The organism is Shimazuella sp. NTD248 (genome assembly GCF_059510395.1).
In genome coordinates, this window is the sequence record NZ_JCAJZT010000007.1 from 77,020 (window position 1) to 93,145 (window position 16,126).

Sequence of the window (16,126 nt, forward strand, 5' to 3'; positions counted from 1 at the left end):
TTTTTAAACCTATAAGTATAAAAAGTGATATATTGATATTTAATCGTAAAGGCAGGAAAAAGGCAATAGATTTTTAAAAAGAATTTTTCACATTCTTTTTGCTTGTAAAGAAAATTTATCCAATAATGGTTGTATGTTTTTTATACTTTATGGTATAAAAAATGTATCCCATATCACTGTGTATGAGAAAGTAGGTGGAGAAATGTTGCATATGAATGCTACCACGAAACAGATCTTAGATCTCATAAAACGCCAAAACGAAGTTTGTGTTAACTTTCTTGCTAATGAACTGAACATTACACATATGGCTGTTCGAAAGCATTTAAATAAATTAGAAAAAGATCAATTGATTACTACTTTACAAAGCAAACAATCAGTGGGTAGACCCGCTACTCTATATCGTTTGACAAAAGCAGGAAAAGCATTATTTCCTCAAAATTACGGAACACTGTCTGTTGAATTTTTAGAAGATATAGAGGTGCTAGATGGAAAACAAAAAGTAGATATGCTTTTTCAGAGAAGAGAAGAAAAGTTAAAACAAAAATACACAGAACGGATAGCATCGAAATCAACCTTTAAAGAGAAGGTAGCAGAATTAAAAAGGATTCAATCGGAAAATGGTTATATGGTGGAAAGTGAAGAAATCAATGATGGGGAAATTGAGTTCATTGAGTATAATTGTCCTATCTTTGAAATAGCCAATAAATATAAAAAAGCATGTGATTGCGAACTTTCCTTGTTTAAAGAAGTGCTGGGAGTAGATTCGATAGAACGAACGACATGTATGTCTGATGGAGATCATAAGTGCCGATATGTAATGAAATCTCATAAGTCTTCTTAAATAACTCTTTGTTTCCAGCGAGCAAAGGGGTATTTTTTTGTTATTATAGTATTGGACAAGGGAAGGATTTTTCCTTCACCAGTCCAACCTATGAAAAAAACAGGTTTACAAACAAGTATTCGCATGGTAATATATGTATAGTCACAGCAGACGAGACCCAAGTTGCTCGCGGCAAAGAAGAAATCAACAAACGGAAAGCCGTGGGGTACTCGGGTTAGCTTGGTAATGAAATAGTCATAAGGCTATCGTCTCAAGAATCCAACGATTTTAGCCGTGTGGTATTCTATATAATGATGTATTTCCTGTTATGAAAATGATAGTAATCTCCATTTGAAAAACATATTGTCATTCTAGTAAATCATATGCTAAACTAAATAAAATTTCACATTTTTACCTGTGTAGTAGAGGTTGCGATAAAGATAAGTACTCATACGGAGGATTTGGGTCCTATGAAGGATGAGGAAAGGTTTTGTCGCCGAAGTCGATTATTCGCCTAAAACGGATAAACGATTGGGGTCGTAGTCAAATAGATGCGACACTGTCACAAGAATTTTTCTTGTGGAGTACTATCTCACAGAGAGAAGTCGCGAATAGACGACAGCTAGTGTTTCTCTCTGCTGTGGTCTTTTTATTTTGTAAAGAAATCTTGCCGATGAGACTTACTTAGTGGTTTAGTTGCATTTATACAGATAAGATAAATGATATGATTCTTATCTGTAAAAAAGGGAGAGACATACTGTTGAAGATCATCGTAATGAAATTTGGTGGAACTTCGGTAGGAAGTACAGAGAGAATCCGCGAAGTCGCCAAAAGAGTTGAGGAAAAAGTTCAAGCAGGATATAAATGCGTTGTTGTATTATCGGCAATGGGAAAAACAACGGATACATTAATTGATATGGCAAAGGAGCTAAATCCACATCCTTCCCCACGAGAGTTAGATATGCTGCTGACAACAGGAGAACAAATTAGTATATCGCTATTGAGTGTTGCACTACATCAACTAAATTTAGAAGCCCGTTCCTTTACTGGTTGGCAAGCTGGTATTGTAACAGATGAGGTTCATGGCAAAGCGGTAGTGAATCAGGTTAAATCAGACAAATTGCTTTCTTTTTTGGAAAGAGGAGAAATTGCTGTAGTAGCAGGATTTCAAGGTGTTACAGATAAAGGCGAGATTACCACTCTCGGTAGAGGTGGATCAGATACAACAGCTGTAACGCTCGCTGCTGCATTAAACGCGGAATACTGTGAAATATATACAGATGTTACAGGTGTTTATACCGCTGACCCAAGGGTTGTCAGTCAAGCACAAAAAATAGATGAAATATCCTATGAGGAAATGCTGGAATTAGCTCGATTGGGAGCTGGTGTGCTGCACCCTCGCTCAGTTGAATGTGCATTGACTCATAAAGTAAATTTAGTTGTGCGTTCTAGTTTTGAAAAGGTACCAGGAACATGGATAAAGGAGCAAGATCAAATGGAAGAAAGTTTACAAGTCAGAGGTATAGCTCATGATCTGGATGTGGCAAGGATAAAGTTATTGGGTCTGCCAAACAAGCCAGACAGTTTAGCTCAGCTTTTTACTGCGTTAGCAGATGCCCACATCAATGTTGATATTATTGTGCAAAGTGAGCATCAAATAGATCGAATTGATGTTGCCTTTAGTATCTCCGAAGATGAAGGTGAAGCAGCTAAAAAAGTATTACGAGAAAAACAAAATATCCTTGGATTTCAAGATATGTTGTTTGAAGGTGGTCTAGCAAAAGTATCTGCTGTTGGAGTTGGGATGATGACTCGCCCAGGTGTAGCAGCTAATATGTTCGCATGTCTCAGTGAAGCAAATATCGCAGTAAAGATGGTATCTACGTCTGAGATCAAGTTATCTTGTGTCATAGATCGTGACAGAGCGATTGAAGCAGCGAATCGTTTGCATGATTATTTTGGACTTGGTGCAGATGTTGAAGTTTCTGTATAAAGGAAGTTTTCTTTATAAATCGCTTCGAATAGATGGGCAAAATCGTGGATTTGCTTGGCATATTTGTTCCGTGTATTTTGGTGCAAACCGAGAGAGAGCCGAAAAATATCTATCCAATTGATGGTTTTTTAACAAGGGGAACTTAAGTGGAGAGTTCCCTTTTTTGCATTGAAATGATATGGGGAAATAACCTTTCACATGTTGATAGTTTAATCCTTTTTTTGTAAAGGGTGGTTTAATATGAGCTTGTGGTTCAAGAGGGATATAATCATGAACATTTACAACACGAATGTTTTCATTAATTCTTAGATCATACGTCATCGCAAAAGCGGGATCACCGACACGTGGTGAACCGAATGTGTATACCCTTGGATGTCGGAAAGGGGTATGTTTGGAGATATCGAGTGCAGCTATTGTTGCAATCGCCCCACCTAAACTATATCCAGTAACATATAAGCTTCTTTTCACGTGTTTATCAAATGCACATAAAATAGAGAGAATCGAAGAACGTATACAATTGTATAAATAAGTGAAACCTTCATGGGTTTTACCCGAATTAGAGATAAAAGGGTATTTTGTCTGATATAAATTTAGATCAATAGAAAGATCAAAAGCCCGGATACTGGTTCCTTTAAAGACGAGAATGAGATTTTTTTTACTCTCCAAGAGATAACCAAAAGCCTCGTAGCCATACTTTTTTGGAAGGCAAAATACTTGTACCAAACGATACCCAAAATTTTTGGGAACGATAAAACGAAATCGTTTATCTAGGTTTCTCGCTTGGCCACAACAAGCGAGCATAAAAAGCGCGTTTCTCACAATGTGTTTATTTGGATTACATTCCATCTTCTCTCCCCCAAAAGAAACTACTTTAACCATCTTATGCAAAAGAGAAAATAATGGTTTTCCTATTTGCTTGCTAGACAAGGCAATGCTTAGCCTTTCGAATAGTTTGTTCTAATGGGAAGATGAATTTTAATATGAAATGGTGATGTCAGCGAAAAAGAGGCAGAAATAAAAAGATTAATTACACTAATTATTCACCCAAAAAACAGATGGAGAATAGGCTGTAGAAAGAAGTAGCTGGGGGGAGTGAACATGTATTTTAGCTCAATGGATACTTGTATAACTAGATCAGAAGTGGAATGGAAAAATTACATCCGTTTATTATGGGAACAGCATGTAGAATGGACGAGATTGACGATTGTCAGCTTGGTCTTTGATTTACCGGATACCAAATTTGTAGTCGCCCGTTTACTGCGAAATGCTATAGATATGGGAAACTCTCTTAAACCTTTTTATGGAAAAGAAACAGGAGAGAAGTATGAAAAATTAATCAGGGAACATTTAGTAATCGCAGCTGATCTGGTGAAAGCAGCAAAAGCTGGGGATCAGAAAAAAGTAGACGAAATAGAGAGAAAATGGTACGTAAATGGAGAAGAAATTGTAGTATTTTTGAATCGGATAAATCCATATATTGAAATAAATGAAATGAGGAAAATGTTTTTTGAACATCTAGCCCTTACAAAGTCTGAGGCTGTGTATATGCTGCAAAAAGAGTATCAATCGAGTATTGATGTGTATGAAACCATCGAGGCAGAAGCTTTGCAAATGGCTGATACCATAGGTGATGCTATTGTTACTCAATTTTACTCATCTTTTCATGATTAGGATAAAATGAAAAAGAACCAGCAAATTGAAGCTGGTTCCCTTTTGTTATTTGCTATCTTTCCAAGGTTCTTTGCCTTGTAATTCTCCTGGAAAAATTATCTTGCTATCCCGAACTTCTAAAATGACAAACTCCGATTCGATATCTATGATAGATATCCGTGGATAGGTAAGATGATGCTTACCTACGTAATGGTAAACTTCTGTATCTGATTTGAGTTCCTCTTCTTCCACTCGCTCCCCATTTTCGGTGTAACAAAAACCTGTATAAATGGCCAGTCCCTCCTTGACCTAAATATCGACTAATCTATTTTGAAGTTGGATCGTAGTGATGTATTGCTTAACTTGTTCATTTGATAAAACTTCTAATACTTCCAGATTTGGTTTTAATGCCTCGTGAACAGGGGTACAAAAGGTAATATCCCAAGATCGATCTCCTAATGTATTTCCTCCTAATATCACCACAGGAACCTCATTTAGCTTAGGGATGTGATGGAGTGTACCTTCGCCAAAGAGCCAATTTTCGGGCATTACTGCTGCGGGTATTTTACCTTCCCCATCTAAAGCATGGAAGTCGTAAAACCCAAACAAGGCATGATCATATATTTGTTCTTCTGTGTCCGAAAGATCTCCGCCTTTTGCAAGATGAATTGCTTTTTCGTTTCGATTGAAAATTGCAAAATCTGGATGACTACCAAATTGAGTAAGATACAAATCCTGTAATAATGTAAAGAAATGAAAATTGTTTTGGATCATATCTGCTTTGATCCTCAAACCAGTGTCACTCTGCGGATGGAGGATGATCATTTCATAATCATCTACACTATACAAAACTTGTTTTAGATAATAGAGATTGTCCACCTCATCTTCTAACTGGATAACTTGATGGATCAAAGGGGTGTTTGTTCGGATACTCTGTCTTGCTTCTTTTAACCGACATATAGAGGTCATCGCTGCCAAAACAACATATGAAGAAGTAATACTAGCCTTTAGAGCATCAGAATCATAGGCAAAAAAGAACTCTAATTCCTTTGGTGATAAAGGACCGCCTTCCCATCCTCCTTGCTCAGCTAAAGATAAGAAAGATTCCGTTGCTGTTAAATGATTTTCTAGTTGTTGGATGATGTGATCAACGACAATTTTTGGGTTTCCGCCAAATTCAATGAGACTTCCACAAATTAGGCAAGTAAGTCCTTTCTTGTACATATCTAAATCTAGCGGCATTACCATTGCAATACTAGTGAGTATTTCGTCTAAACTATCGCGATTTTCAATAGCAAAATGCAGTAACTGTTTAATCGCAGGTTCTTGAAACGCTGTCTGATCTTGCTTTAAATCTTGGCCATTTGTAATTGGTTTATGTAAAAAATCAATATAATCTTGTATAACCTTTTGCAGGGTCATAAACACTCTCCTAGGTATAAGAAAACAAGTATTTTGCTGCGGGAATCTCTTTTTAAATGGCAAGTTCGTTCCATTGTACGATGGGATTTGTATTTTGTGAAGTGTTTGTTCTAACAAGTTTTTGTATGTTCTTTGGTGATTTTAAGTCTTTTTATATATGAAATCTTTTGTTCTAGCTTGAATGGATTGTGTTTATATTGTCTCTATTTAATATTTTTTAAAAATATAGATTAAATGGGAAGTTTTATTTATTTCATAGTTGAAAAAGAATTCGTACCAAAAGGAACGAATTCTAAAAAAGTTTAACTTATTTTGTGGATCATTTTCTGGCTCAAAGAATCAATCGTATCTGCACCTACTCCAAACATAGCCAGTTTTAATTCTAATTCCACTTGTGTCATCTTTTCCACTAGTTTGGTTGGGTCGTTTACTGCATCACGAAGTAGAAATCGCCCGAATCCTGCTAAATTAGCACCGAGTGCAATGGATTTTGCAACATCTACCCCATTTTGTAAGCCTCCACTAGCTATGACCGTTTCACCTGGGTTTTTTGCTCGGATATCGTGGATACATTCAGCAGTTGGAATACCCCAATCGAGGAAAGCTTTTGCAGCTTCTTTTAGCATAGGAGTCGAACGAAAACTTTCTACTTGACTCCAAGAGGTCCCTCCTGCACCAGCGACATCAATAAAATGTATTCCACAATCATACAGCTTTTTTGCTAGCTTCCCATGAATTCCCCAACCCACTTCTTTTACTCCAACAGGCATATTCAACTCGGCACATATCTTTTCTATTTTTTTTAGTAGTCCTGAAAAATTTGTATCCCCAGCAGGTTGAAATGCTTCCTGCATGGAGTTCAGATGAAGGATCAGTCCATCTGCTTCTGCAATCTCCACAATTTTTTGGCAATGTTCTACCCCCATTCCTTTGTTCAACTGGATGGCTCCTAAGTTTACTAGAATAGGTATATCAGGGGCATAGGGGCGCATCTGAAAAGTAGAATGAGTTTCTGGGTTTTCAATAGCAACACGCATAGACCCAAGAGCTAATGTCCAACCTCGCTTTTGGGCAGCTGTTGCTAAAACTCGGTTTATGTTTCCAGTATCTTGTGTTCCGCCTGTCATGGAACTAATCAGGAGGGGTGTAGCTAAGGTGTGATCTAAAAAACGAGTGTTAAGAGAGATAGAATCAAAATCAATATCTGGAAGTGCTTCATGTACAAGGCGATATTTTTCAAAGCCAGTAGTTATCCCTTGTCCTGACACGTTTTCATTTAAAACAATCTGCACATGCTCAGCTTTGCGCTGCTTGGTGTCATTTTGCAGTGTCATTCCCGTCCATCTCTCCTCGTTATTCTAAAATATGTTTAGTACGTTTCCTCGCCTTGGTTGACCATGTGATAAGCAGTCATCACCAATCTGTCCCACATTTCTTCCCGGATTTTCTCCTCGATGCCGACTTCCTCTAATGCTGCTGACATACAAGCTAACCAAGCCTTTGCCGTTTCAGGATAAATGGGGAAGGGTAAGTGTCTAGCTCTTAAACGGGGATGGCCTCTTTTTTCGGTATAGAGAGGAGGTCCGCCAAAAAATTGACTGAGAAAGAGGTACTGTTTCTCCATCGTTTCCGTGAGGTCTTCTGGAAATAAATGCTTTAACTCGGGATGTTGTTGAACACGAGGGTAAAAGGCTTCGACAATTTCCCAGATTGTTTTTTCTCCCCCTATTTTTTCATAAACAGATTGCATTTCGTTGTTCCCTCTCTAAGAATCAATTCATTTTTAATTGTTATATTTGGTGTCCTCAAGTCCTATAATCTTCAAAATTTCCCGCATATCTTCTACCCAATAGGTAGGTTGATGATTTTTAACGTCTTCGACATGTAAACTCCAAGCTACACCGATGGAATCAATCCCCGCACGTTCAGCTGCTAAGATGTCATAACGGCTATCTCCGACCATGAGAGTTTCATGAGGAGTGACTTTTAATTGATCCATCGCACGGAGCAGCATGTCTGGATGTGGTTTATTTCGCTCAGCTTCATCTGCACAAATAATAATCTTCATCCATTTATCTATTCCGAAACGTCTCAAACCTTGTTCAACAGCAGCACGGCGTTTATTGGAAATAACACCCATCGTAATTCCGTTTTGATATAGTTTTTCTAAACAATAGAGGACATGAGGAAATTCTTCTACCAAACGATCATGTTCTGTTTCATTGAAAAGACGATATGTTTTTACCATCTCCTCTGCTTGGTTAGGATCAAAAAAGTACATCTGATCCGGTAGAGGCTCTCCCATGATTGGCATGACATCTTCTCTTGTAAATTTATTGGGGCAGTGGATATCAAAGGTATGTTCAAAAGATGCTAAAATAAGTTCATTTGTGTTAATGAGAGTACCATCTAAATCAAATAGTATAGTGGAATATTTCATGTAAGATCACCTCTTTCTAATGGTACTACAAATATCATGTGGTTTTAAGATTTCTTTGATACAATTACTTTTTTAATAAAATAGAGGGCAGGATAGATAGAAAGAGGTAGTAGAATTGAGATTGTTAAAAATATCTGTATTGGATTTCTCAATTGCCTTTTCAAGAGGTAAATAAGAAATTCTGCTGAGTTGAAAAGCCTTGATTTATAAGGGTTTTTGGGCAATGAAAAATACAAGGTTACAAAAGAATCGTTTTGTAACGTATTTTAGAGTGGAAAAGAAGCCTAGTAGAAGGGGAGTTAGTAGGTTTATTGGAGGGATTTTGGACATAATAAATGCTTAATTTTCAAATAAAAGTATATGTGTTCTACTTACTTTGACATTGGTAAAAGACACTCAAAAAGTGTCTTTCTGAAGTAAAGATTCAATATAATCTTTTGCGCGTTCGAGTTCAGCCTGCATGATGTAATACCCTAAGTAGGCATATAACTCAAATAGTTTTTCATCTGGACAAGTTCTTACAAATTTCATGTAGGCAGATAGGTCTGTTTCTGCTAATTCTCCAAGTTTTTCAAAGAACATCAGTAACTTATATCTGCTGATTTTCTCATCGTGTAAAAACTTAGATAGCTCCACTTCTGGATAATCCTGAGTAACGAAATAGATAATATCTTTAATTTTCATGGGCATAGATTAAAATTGTACCAGATGGAGTTTTGAAAATGGTGACATTTTGGAGCTGGATAGAAACTGGTTCATATCCTTCGATTGGCTCTATATGTAGTTCTATTGTGGGAAGATTTGAATCTAATGAGGATAGTTGCAGTATGCTTAACATGTAAAACGCTCCTTTATTGGTTGGTTTGTTAGTAAAATTATATGATTCGATGTAAAATAATTCAATATTTATATTTTTCAAACTATATGTTGTGTTTTTGCTTCATTTAGCAGGAAAAAGCTTATATTCCATGAATAAGTAATATAAGAAGGTCTATATATTACGGAGGATTCAGCTGGTGAATAGAAAACTGCTAGGAGCAAGACTGAAAGAGCGAAGAAGAGAACTAAAGGAAAGCATGGATAGTATTTCAGACGAATTTATTTCAGCTTCAACAGTCGGAAATATTGAACGCGGTTTACCGAATGTAGTAGAGGAAAAAATTCAATATTATGCGGAAAAGCTTGGTTTGGGAAAAGAACTTTTTGGGATTATTAACGAAGCAGAGAAGAAAGAGGATGAAGACGAGGCAGAACTTTTATATCTAGAAGATATTATTTCAGCAGATCCGGAAGGTTCGCTAAAAAGGTTAGAAAAGGATTTTGGACATTTAAAGAGAGATAGTAGGTTATCTCCTTTCTATCATTTTCTTGTTGGCCGCTGCTATTTTGGTAAAAAATCACAGAACTTAGCAGAGCAGCATTTTCAAAAAATGTTATTTTTAATTGAAAAGATTCCTGATGTAAAGTCCAACTTAAAGGCATCTGCATTTAATGAACTTTGCCGTATTTATTATTATAAAGATGGTTTAGAAAAAGCATTAAGCTGTACTAGAGAAGGGTTAGAATCGTTTGTAGAAGGGGGAGCAAGAAGGGAATATATATATTTCCTTTTAATAAATCACGCTACTTTTTTAGAACAATTGGATAAAGATGAAGAAGCATTAAAAACAATGGAACGACTTTGGGGGTATTTATCAAAACTCACTGGTGCAGAAGTAATGTCTATGCTTCAACCAGATAATGTTCTTCAAATGTATATAACGTTTGCTGTAATACTGAATAAAGCGAAACATTATAAAAGAGCCTTAGAATTTGTAGATGAAGGGGTTTCAATTGCTACATCTAATCATAGTTTTGACAGACTTGTACAACTTTGGACAACAAAAGGTGTTATTTATGATAACATCGATGATTTAGAGGAAGCGGAACGATTTTATTTGATGGCTTTGGCTGTTAAAGAAAAGGTAGAAAATAAAGAAAGGCTTGCTTACCCCCTTACTCAAGTTGGGTTATTATACTTAAAGCGAAAGAAATATGAAATGGTCAAAGAGGTCATTGAAGAGTCAATATCCATTTCGGGCAAGTACAATGATGTTAATAGTAGCATTGAGTCTCTAGTCATTTTGGGCAATTGCTATTTAGAACAAGGTTTATACAGGGAAGCAATACCTCCTTACACGCAAGCTACTGCTCTTTCTGAACAGAAAAGACTTCTAAAGAGGCAGTATGAAATTACAGCAAATTTGTGTTACTGTTATTTTAAAATAAGGAATAACGAGGCGTATGCAGAACATCTACAGAGAATGTTTCAGCATAAAATGATGTTAGAATGGGGCTTTGATGTAAGGGAGGGTGAATGAAGTGGAAAGGATTTTAACAAAAGGGCCTACTGAACCAGTTGGAAAATGATTTATATTCCACTATTATTCAGAAAAGACATATGAGCTTCAAGTTAGTATGATGGATTTGGAAGTGACCTATCAATGAGGCTAGGGGGTGTCCTTTATGCGTAATCGTGGACCAGAAGATACAATTGGAAATGATTAGAATTGTAAAGTAAGAGCCTGTATTTATTGCAGGTTCTTTTTTTATGCATAAAAAAGTGAAATGGGGTATGTATTATGGATTATAAAAACATAGTGAAAGAAATATTAACTAACTTTGAAAATGTGGAAAAACCTAGATTCAAGACTAAAAAGGAATCGATTTTATGGGCAAGATGAGAAGCGGAAAAGATACAATTGCAGACTATGCAGTGAGAAGATATGGATTTACTAAATATGTTTTCGGTGATGGTCTTAAGAAGTACGCTCATTTATACTCAGGTATTTCAACAGATAGAGAAAATGCCCGTCAGATTGTGGGGCAAAAATTCGGATATCAAAAAATCAATTTGGGTTTTCTGCTTTAAGGAATTTGTGGTCTAATATTTCTTCTTTCAAATCACGTATTTCACCTGAATCAATAAGTTTTCCACGTTCTTTTATTTCATTAACTGTTGGATTTATTTCATCAGAAAAGTAACATCTCCACCATTCGATTTCTCCCTCCGGAGAAGCACTTGGCCCAAATTCAAATAATAAACTGCATTCAAACCTTATACCTGTTGTCGTAATGAGATAATAAGAATAAAGGGCATTTTCGGTTCTAGGTTGGATTGTTGAAACAATTATTGCTAATATTATTTTGAATTTAAATGCATCACCATATTCTATTTTTTCATTGGAATCTGTATCATATTTGCTCAAAAGTCCATTTACAAGATGGAAATCGCCTATTATATGAGTGCCTGATTCTTCTCTAGGTCTTAGGTAGTGGTTATGCAGACTGACAGGAACATTTTTTATATTGGTAGCATATAAGCAGATTTTACGAAGGCCTTCTTCATAGATGAGATTCGCGGTGAATTTTAATTCCGGTTTTGTAGCTTCTTTCTCTTTTTTCCTAGCTTCCTCCATTTGCTGATTTGCCTGATTAACTTGCTTTAGAGCAATTCTTGCAGTCCAAACAGTTGCTAATGCACCTATCATTTGTCCGATTGCTGCCCACATATTCCAATCCGTCCAATCTCTTTTTGAAAGCCAATCATACATATTTTCTAACACATAAACACTCCTACACGAAATTCAATAAATTCATAATAACAGATAAAATCTATTATTTTAGAATGTAAATAAAATGTAATGATGTAATATTCGGAATATAATGCAAACACAATATGGAGACTTTGAGAGAATGAGTGTGATTGTCAACAAACTCCAAGAGCACAGGAAACAAAAAGCAATTGCAACTGCATAATAAAGAAAACCTCTTGTAAATGATAACAAGAGGTTATTTTAATGATAAACGTGTAACAATCTCTTCTAAAATGTGTTTGTCTCTTGCGACTAAGAGTTCGGTTGCATTAAGTGCAATACTATTGTTAACATCAATCACTAAATCCATTGAAATGACCTCTGTTTGGTTTTTACCTGATATACCAGTAATCATGCAGATTTCAGAGGATATAGGCATTACAAAATTCTTATTTTTTGTGATAAATGTTGGTTCATCTGATGTTATGAATTGGCTTCCTTCTGGTGCAAGTAAAAAAGATATATTCTGTTGACTCATCCTTCCGATCGCTCTATCAGCTAATTCACAGAGACGTTTATTATTCGTATAATTTGCTGCAATTAGCCTATTCATTTGGTCATTCAAGACATCTTGTAACCCTGTTTTTTCATAAATTGGCTTTAACTCATCTTTTTCTAGGATTTGTGAGATCATTTCTATCGGCATTGTTTCTGATAGATTCTTCTTATTTACTGTCCTAGCATGTTGGACTCCAGCAAAATCAATTAAAACATCTCTTTGTTCTTTGGATAAAAATTTGTTTCTTTTTATGTCAGTGAATAAACCCTTATTTAGACTATCCCCATAGGAAGTTTCTATATATTTTGATAGGTTTTTTTCGAAATCATTATTTAAGTTGCCATTCACATCAATAGAACTATGAATTTGATTTTCCCAAAGAATTTTTTTGGCTGATTTTCTTTTGAATTCTTTTTTCTCTTTAAAATAGACATGGACATACTTATTTTGATCAGCAAAGTTCTTTTGATGAACAACAGGAACGGTGTGATGTTTTTTTGGTTCGTTCATAATTCACCCCTCATAAAACTCTACAAAATGGAAGTGTTTAGGTTAGAAAATTCTAACATTAGATTATAGAACTAGCAACGCTTCTGTAATAAAACAATATATAAATAAAGACCCCGAAGCCTTAAGTTATTTCTGCTGAGTTTTTCAAGCTTCAAAACTATATACATTTGATGCTACTTTCGGGTCTTTTTGCATACCACTTAGATATCTAAGTGGATTATTTATGTCTAAAAAGGGAGTTGTACCTTTTGGCTACTACAGAACCTGCAATATTTTATAGTAGGGATATGTATGCTGGATTACAAAAACATAGTGAAAGAGATATTAAGTAATTTTGAGAATGTGGAAGAGCTTGATGGACGGTTAAGAGGTATAGCTTTACTTGGCAAGATGAGAAAGTGGAAAGGATATCGTTGCAGACTATGTCGTTAGGCGATACGGATTTACTAAATATGCATTCGGTGAACAATTATATTTAATTTTGGTTTTAAAGCCTCTAACTCTCTCTTCCTAAGCTTCTTCCATTTGTTGTATTGCAAGTTTTGTTTGTTCTAATGATGGTTAAAAATCAGCTTTATTAATTTGTTTAAGATATGATTTCAGAAAGGATGTAATAATTAATAATTACTTTATAAACAGTATAATACAAAATGTATTTCTTGGTAAAGTTGTGCCTAACAGGATTTTTTTGTTGTTAAGACCCTATTGCCTTTCATATTGTGACATATGGGAGAATGATTATTGCTTTGATAGAAAAAACACCTAAAATAGAATTATCCAGTAATAACCGTCGAACGCTGGAGTTTTCTCATGAGTGTCAATCTTTCCACTCGGATCGCCAAGGTTCTGGTGTTGATGTGGGAAATACTGATCTTTAAGATGTATTATCTTACAAAATTGTAAGTTATATTTAAGTTGGATCGATAACAAAAAAGATAACTAGTTGTTAATATAAAACAGAATTAAGCAAATTTAATTCGGAAAATTACAAATTTGAAAAGGAAAGAATGTAAGGTGAAAAATTATTCGAAATTTATTGGTGTTCTTGCTTTAACTGGTGCTTTGTTATTAGGTGGGCTTAGTTTTCCTCATGAATCAAATGCAAAACCAAAGTGTTTGGTCAGCGGCAGTACAAACATAGCATCATGGAAATTTTCAAAAGGTTTTACATTTCATGCTTCGAGTAAATTCACACCAAAACTTGATATTACCTTATATGGCGATGCAAATGGTGACTACATTCCTACTCTGGAGAATGATAAAGGTAAAATGGTTGCAGGGGGGACAGGAGATCATTATAGTACCAGAAAACAAACCAAGACATTGGTGTTATCAAATAAAAAGTTGGGTGCAGGGAAATATACCCTTTATTTTTCAAACGGAGGGAACAAAACACTCCATATTACTTCTATGTGTCTTCATAATTAACAAAAATTCAGCCACTCTTTTTTGAGTGGTAATTTTTATGGATAAATTTTGAAAGAGAATATGTACCATGTAGTAATAAAGAAACTTTTATTATAGGTGTTATTAGCTGTAAAATATTTAATGTGGAATAAATAATTCTTGAGATATAAGGCTTTTTTGATTATCATATAAGTAGGTCTGTTATTAGATAAGTAGCCAAATCTACGCTATTAATAATGAAAAGTGAAAAGAGGTCTTCATCTATGACTGGAGTGCGTTTAAATAACATTTACAAACGTTATGGAGATACTACCACCATTGATAATTTGGATTTGGAGATAAAAGATAAAGAATTTCTTGTATTAGTTGGTCCTTCTGGATGTGGAAAAACAACAACACTGCGAATGATCGCGGGATTAGAAGAGATTTCAGATGGGGAACTGTACATCGGTGATCGTCTCGTCAATGATGTTCATCCAAAAGACCGGGATATTGCTATGGTTTTTCAAAGCTATGCTCTTTACCCTCATATGACTTGTTATGAAAATATGTCTTTTGCCTTGAGATTGAAGAAGACCTCTAAGAAAGAGATTGATGAAAGAGTAAGAGAGGCTGCGAAAATTCTCGATATTGAGCATTTATTAGACCGCAAGCCGAAAGCGCTTTCAGGTGGTCAACGTCAACGTGTTGCTTTAGGTCGTGCGATTGTCCGCGAGCCTGCGGTGTTTTTAATGGATGAACCATTATCTAACTTAGATGCAAAGTTACGTGTACAAATGCGTACCGAAATTAGTAAATTGCATCAACGTCTCCAGACTACTGTCATTTACGTTACTCATGATCAAACGGAAGCAATGACGATGGGGACACGGATTGTGGTCATGAAAGATGGAGTGATTCAGCAAGTTGATACTCCAACAGAAATCTACCAGCGTCCAGCAAATCAATTTGTGGCAAGTTTTATCGGTTCTCCAGCAATGAATTTTGTAAAAGGGAAACTTCGGGAAGAGGGTCAAGAACTTTTCTTTGATACAGTTAATGGAGAAGTAAAGTTTCCAGAGGGACGGTCATCTATCCTACGACAGAAAGGATATGTTGGAAAAGAAGTAGTTTTAGGTATCCGTCCTGAGGTATTACATGATGAACCAGTTGTGATGGATACACTAAAAGATAGTTTATTCCAAGCGAATATCGATGTGGTAGAAAACATGGGCTCTGAAATGTTTCTCTATGTAACTGGTTTCGGAGATGACACATTGACCGCAAGGGTAAGTGCTCGTACACCGTTTGCTCCAAACAGCTCTATCCAGTTAGCAATTGATATGAATAAAACTCATATATTTGATCAAGAAACGGAAGAACGTGTTATCTAATCCCTTCTTTAGAAGGGATTTTTTGTTTTCTGATATCAGAATATATAAAATATACTTTCTTTTATCTGGATACTTGCATTGGAGTTAACTCTAAGGTGTATAGTCACTCCATAAGCAAGAGTAAGAGAAAACAACACAGAAAAGCATAAAAGGAGACGATCGAAATGGCAGAAGAAACAAGATTTGAACGTGGACTAGCAAAATTAGCGGAGGTAGATGGACAAGCAGGGAATGATGTAGTAAGTCCCTTAGGAGATTTGGGGAAATATATTGTAGAGTTTGCCTTTGGAGATATTTATAGCCGTGAAGGATTGACTCTAAGGGAGAGAGAAATTGCAGCCATTGCGATGCTAACGGTATTAGCATGAAGAGAGCCG

Annotated in this window: 18 protein-coding genes and 1 riboswitch; of the genes, 8 read left to right on the top strand and 10 right to left on the bottom strand. The window is 35.7% G+C overall.

What is annotated here, in order from left to right; translation table 11 throughout:
- Positions 1-202 precede the first annotated feature (202 nt).
- Together AC5WOE_RS15600 and AC5WOE_RS15605 are read left to right on the top strand one after the other, a co-directional pair.
- Complete coding sequence (locus AC5WOE_RS15600; RefSeq protein WP_496049351.1) at positions 203-841, top strand: helix-turn-helix transcriptional regulator; 639 nt, start codon at positions 203-205, stop codon at positions 839-841.
- Positions 842-1,235: 394 nt separating this feature from the next.
- Positions 1,236-1,418: riboswitch (Lysine riboswitch) on the top strand.
- Between the two features lie 162 nt (positions 1,419-1,580).
- Positions 1,581-2,813: an aspartate kinase gene (locus AC5WOE_RS15605; RefSeq protein WP_496049350.1), complete on the top strand. Its 1,233-nt coding sequence runs from the start codon at positions 1,581-1,583 to the stop codon at positions 2,811-2,813.
- Positions 2,814-2,825: 12 nt separating this feature from the next.
- Here AC5WOE_RS15605 and AC5WOE_RS15610 read toward each other — a convergent pair whose 3' ends face one another.
- Positions 2,826-3,659, bottom strand: coding sequence for a lipase family protein (locus tag AC5WOE_RS15610; protein WP_496049349.1), 834 nt, complete (start codon positions 3,657-3,659; stop codon positions 2,826-2,828).
- Between the two features lie 252 nt (positions 3,660-3,911).
- On the opposite strand from AC5WOE_RS15610, the gene AC5WOE_RS15615 reads away from it, so the two are divergent.
- A complete protein-coding gene (locus tag AC5WOE_RS15615) occupies positions 3,912-4,484 on the top strand; it encodes an acetylglutamate kinase (protein WP_496052960.1) in 573 nt (190 codons plus the stop codon).
- Between the two features lie 45 nt (positions 4,485-4,529).
- Here AC5WOE_RS15615 and AC5WOE_RS15620 read toward each other — a convergent pair whose 3' ends face one another.
- The 7 genes from AC5WOE_RS15620 to AC5WOE_RS15650 form a co-directional block, all read right to left on the bottom strand.
- Positions 4,530-4,715: a hypothetical protein gene (locus tag AC5WOE_RS15620; RefSeq protein WP_496049347.1), complete on the bottom strand. Its 186-nt coding sequence runs from the start codon at positions 4,713-4,715 to the stop codon at positions 4,530-4,532.
- 57 nt (positions 4,716-4,772) lie between these two features.
- Positions 4,773-5,885: a hypothetical protein gene (locus tag AC5WOE_RS15625; protein ID WP_496049346.1), complete on the bottom strand. Its 1,113-nt coding sequence runs from the start codon at positions 5,883-5,885 to the stop codon at positions 4,773-4,775.
- A 302-nt stretch (positions 5,886-6,187) separates the two neighbouring features.
- Positions 6,188-7,219, bottom strand: coding sequence for a type 2 isopentenyl-diphosphate Delta-isomerase (gene fni, locus AC5WOE_RS15630; RefSeq protein ID WP_496052961.1), 1,032 nt, complete (start codon positions 7,217-7,219; stop codon positions 6,188-6,190).
- Between the two features lie 35 nt (positions 7,220-7,254).
- Positions 7,255-7,635 carry a globin domain-containing protein gene (locus AC5WOE_RS15635; RefSeq protein WP_496052962.1) on the bottom strand — a complete coding sequence of 127 codons (381 nt, stop codon included), beginning with the start codon at positions 7,633-7,635 and terminating at the stop codon, positions 7,255-7,257.
- Between the two features lie 33 nt (positions 7,636-7,668).
- Positions 7,669-8,325: a pyrophosphatase PpaX gene (gene ppaX, locus AC5WOE_RS15640; protein WP_496049343.1), complete on the bottom strand. Its 657-nt coding sequence runs from the start codon at positions 8,323-8,325 to the stop codon at positions 7,669-7,671.
- Positions 8,326-8,721: 396 nt separating this feature from the next.
- Complete coding sequence (locus tag AC5WOE_RS15645) at positions 8,722-8,961, bottom strand: hypothetical protein (RefSeq protein ID WP_496052963.1); 240 nt, start codon at positions 8,959-8,961, stop codon at positions 8,722-8,724.
- A gap of 37 nt (positions 8,962-8,998) precedes the next feature.
- On the bottom strand, positions 8,999-9,163 hold the full coding sequence (locus AC5WOE_RS15650) for a hypothetical protein (protein ID WP_496052964.1): 165 nt from the start codon (positions 9,161-9,163) through the stop codon (positions 8,999-9,001).
- A 178-nt stretch (positions 9,164-9,341) separates the two neighbouring features.
- On the opposite strand from AC5WOE_RS15650, the gene AC5WOE_RS15655 reads away from it, so the two are divergent.
- Both AC5WOE_RS15655 and AC5WOE_RS15660 read left to right on the top strand, forming a co-directional pair.
- Positions 9,342-10,685, top strand: coding sequence for a hypothetical protein (locus AC5WOE_RS15655; RefSeq protein WP_496052965.1), 1,344 nt, complete (start codon positions 9,342-9,344; stop codon positions 10,683-10,685).
- 350 nt (positions 10,686-11,035) lie between these two features.
- Positions 11,036-11,236, top strand: coding sequence for a hypothetical protein (locus AC5WOE_RS15660; RefSeq protein ID WP_496052966.1), 201 nt, complete (start codon positions 11,036-11,038; stop codon positions 11,234-11,236).
- Here AC5WOE_RS15660 and AC5WOE_RS15665 read toward each other — a convergent pair.
- Both AC5WOE_RS15665 and AC5WOE_RS15670 read right to left on the bottom strand, forming a co-directional pair.
- Entirely contained in the window at positions 11,214-11,930 is a 717-nt protein-coding gene (locus AC5WOE_RS15665; protein WP_496052967.1) for a hypothetical protein, read from the bottom strand. The two genes, AC5WOE_RS15660 and AC5WOE_RS15665, sit on opposite strands and share 23 nt — an antisense overlap.
- 226 nt (positions 11,931-12,156) lie before the next feature.
- Positions 12,157-12,969 carry a DUF4238 domain-containing protein gene (locus tag AC5WOE_RS15670; RefSeq protein ID WP_496049341.1) on the bottom strand — a complete coding sequence of 271 codons (813 nt, stop codon included), beginning with the start codon at positions 12,967-12,969 and terminating at the stop codon, positions 12,157-12,159.
- A 1,014-nt stretch (positions 12,970-13,983) separates the two neighbouring features.
- On the opposite strand from AC5WOE_RS15670, the gene AC5WOE_RS15675 reads away from it, so the two are divergent.
- The 3 genes from AC5WOE_RS15675 to AC5WOE_RS15685 all read left to right on the top strand — a co-directional run bounded on the left by AC5WOE_RS15675 (position 13,984) and on the right by AC5WOE_RS15685 (position 16,117).
- Positions 13,984-14,397, top strand: a complete 414-nt coding sequence (locus AC5WOE_RS15675; RefSeq protein WP_496052968.1) for a hypothetical protein — start codon at positions 13,984-13,986, stop codon at positions 14,395-14,397.
- Between the two features lie 242 nt (positions 14,398-14,639).
- Positions 14,640-15,749 (top strand): ABC transporter ATP-binding protein, encoded by a 1,110-nt coding sequence (locus AC5WOE_RS15680; RefSeq protein ID WP_496052969.1) that lies wholly within the window; start codon positions 14,640-14,642, stop codon positions 15,747-15,749.
- Positions 15,750-15,913: 164 nt separating this feature from the next.
- Positions 15,914-16,117, top strand: coding sequence for a hypothetical protein (locus tag AC5WOE_RS15685; protein ID WP_496052970.1), 204 nt, complete (start codon positions 15,914-15,916; stop codon positions 16,115-16,117).
- Positions 16,118-16,126 lie beyond the last annotated feature (9 nt).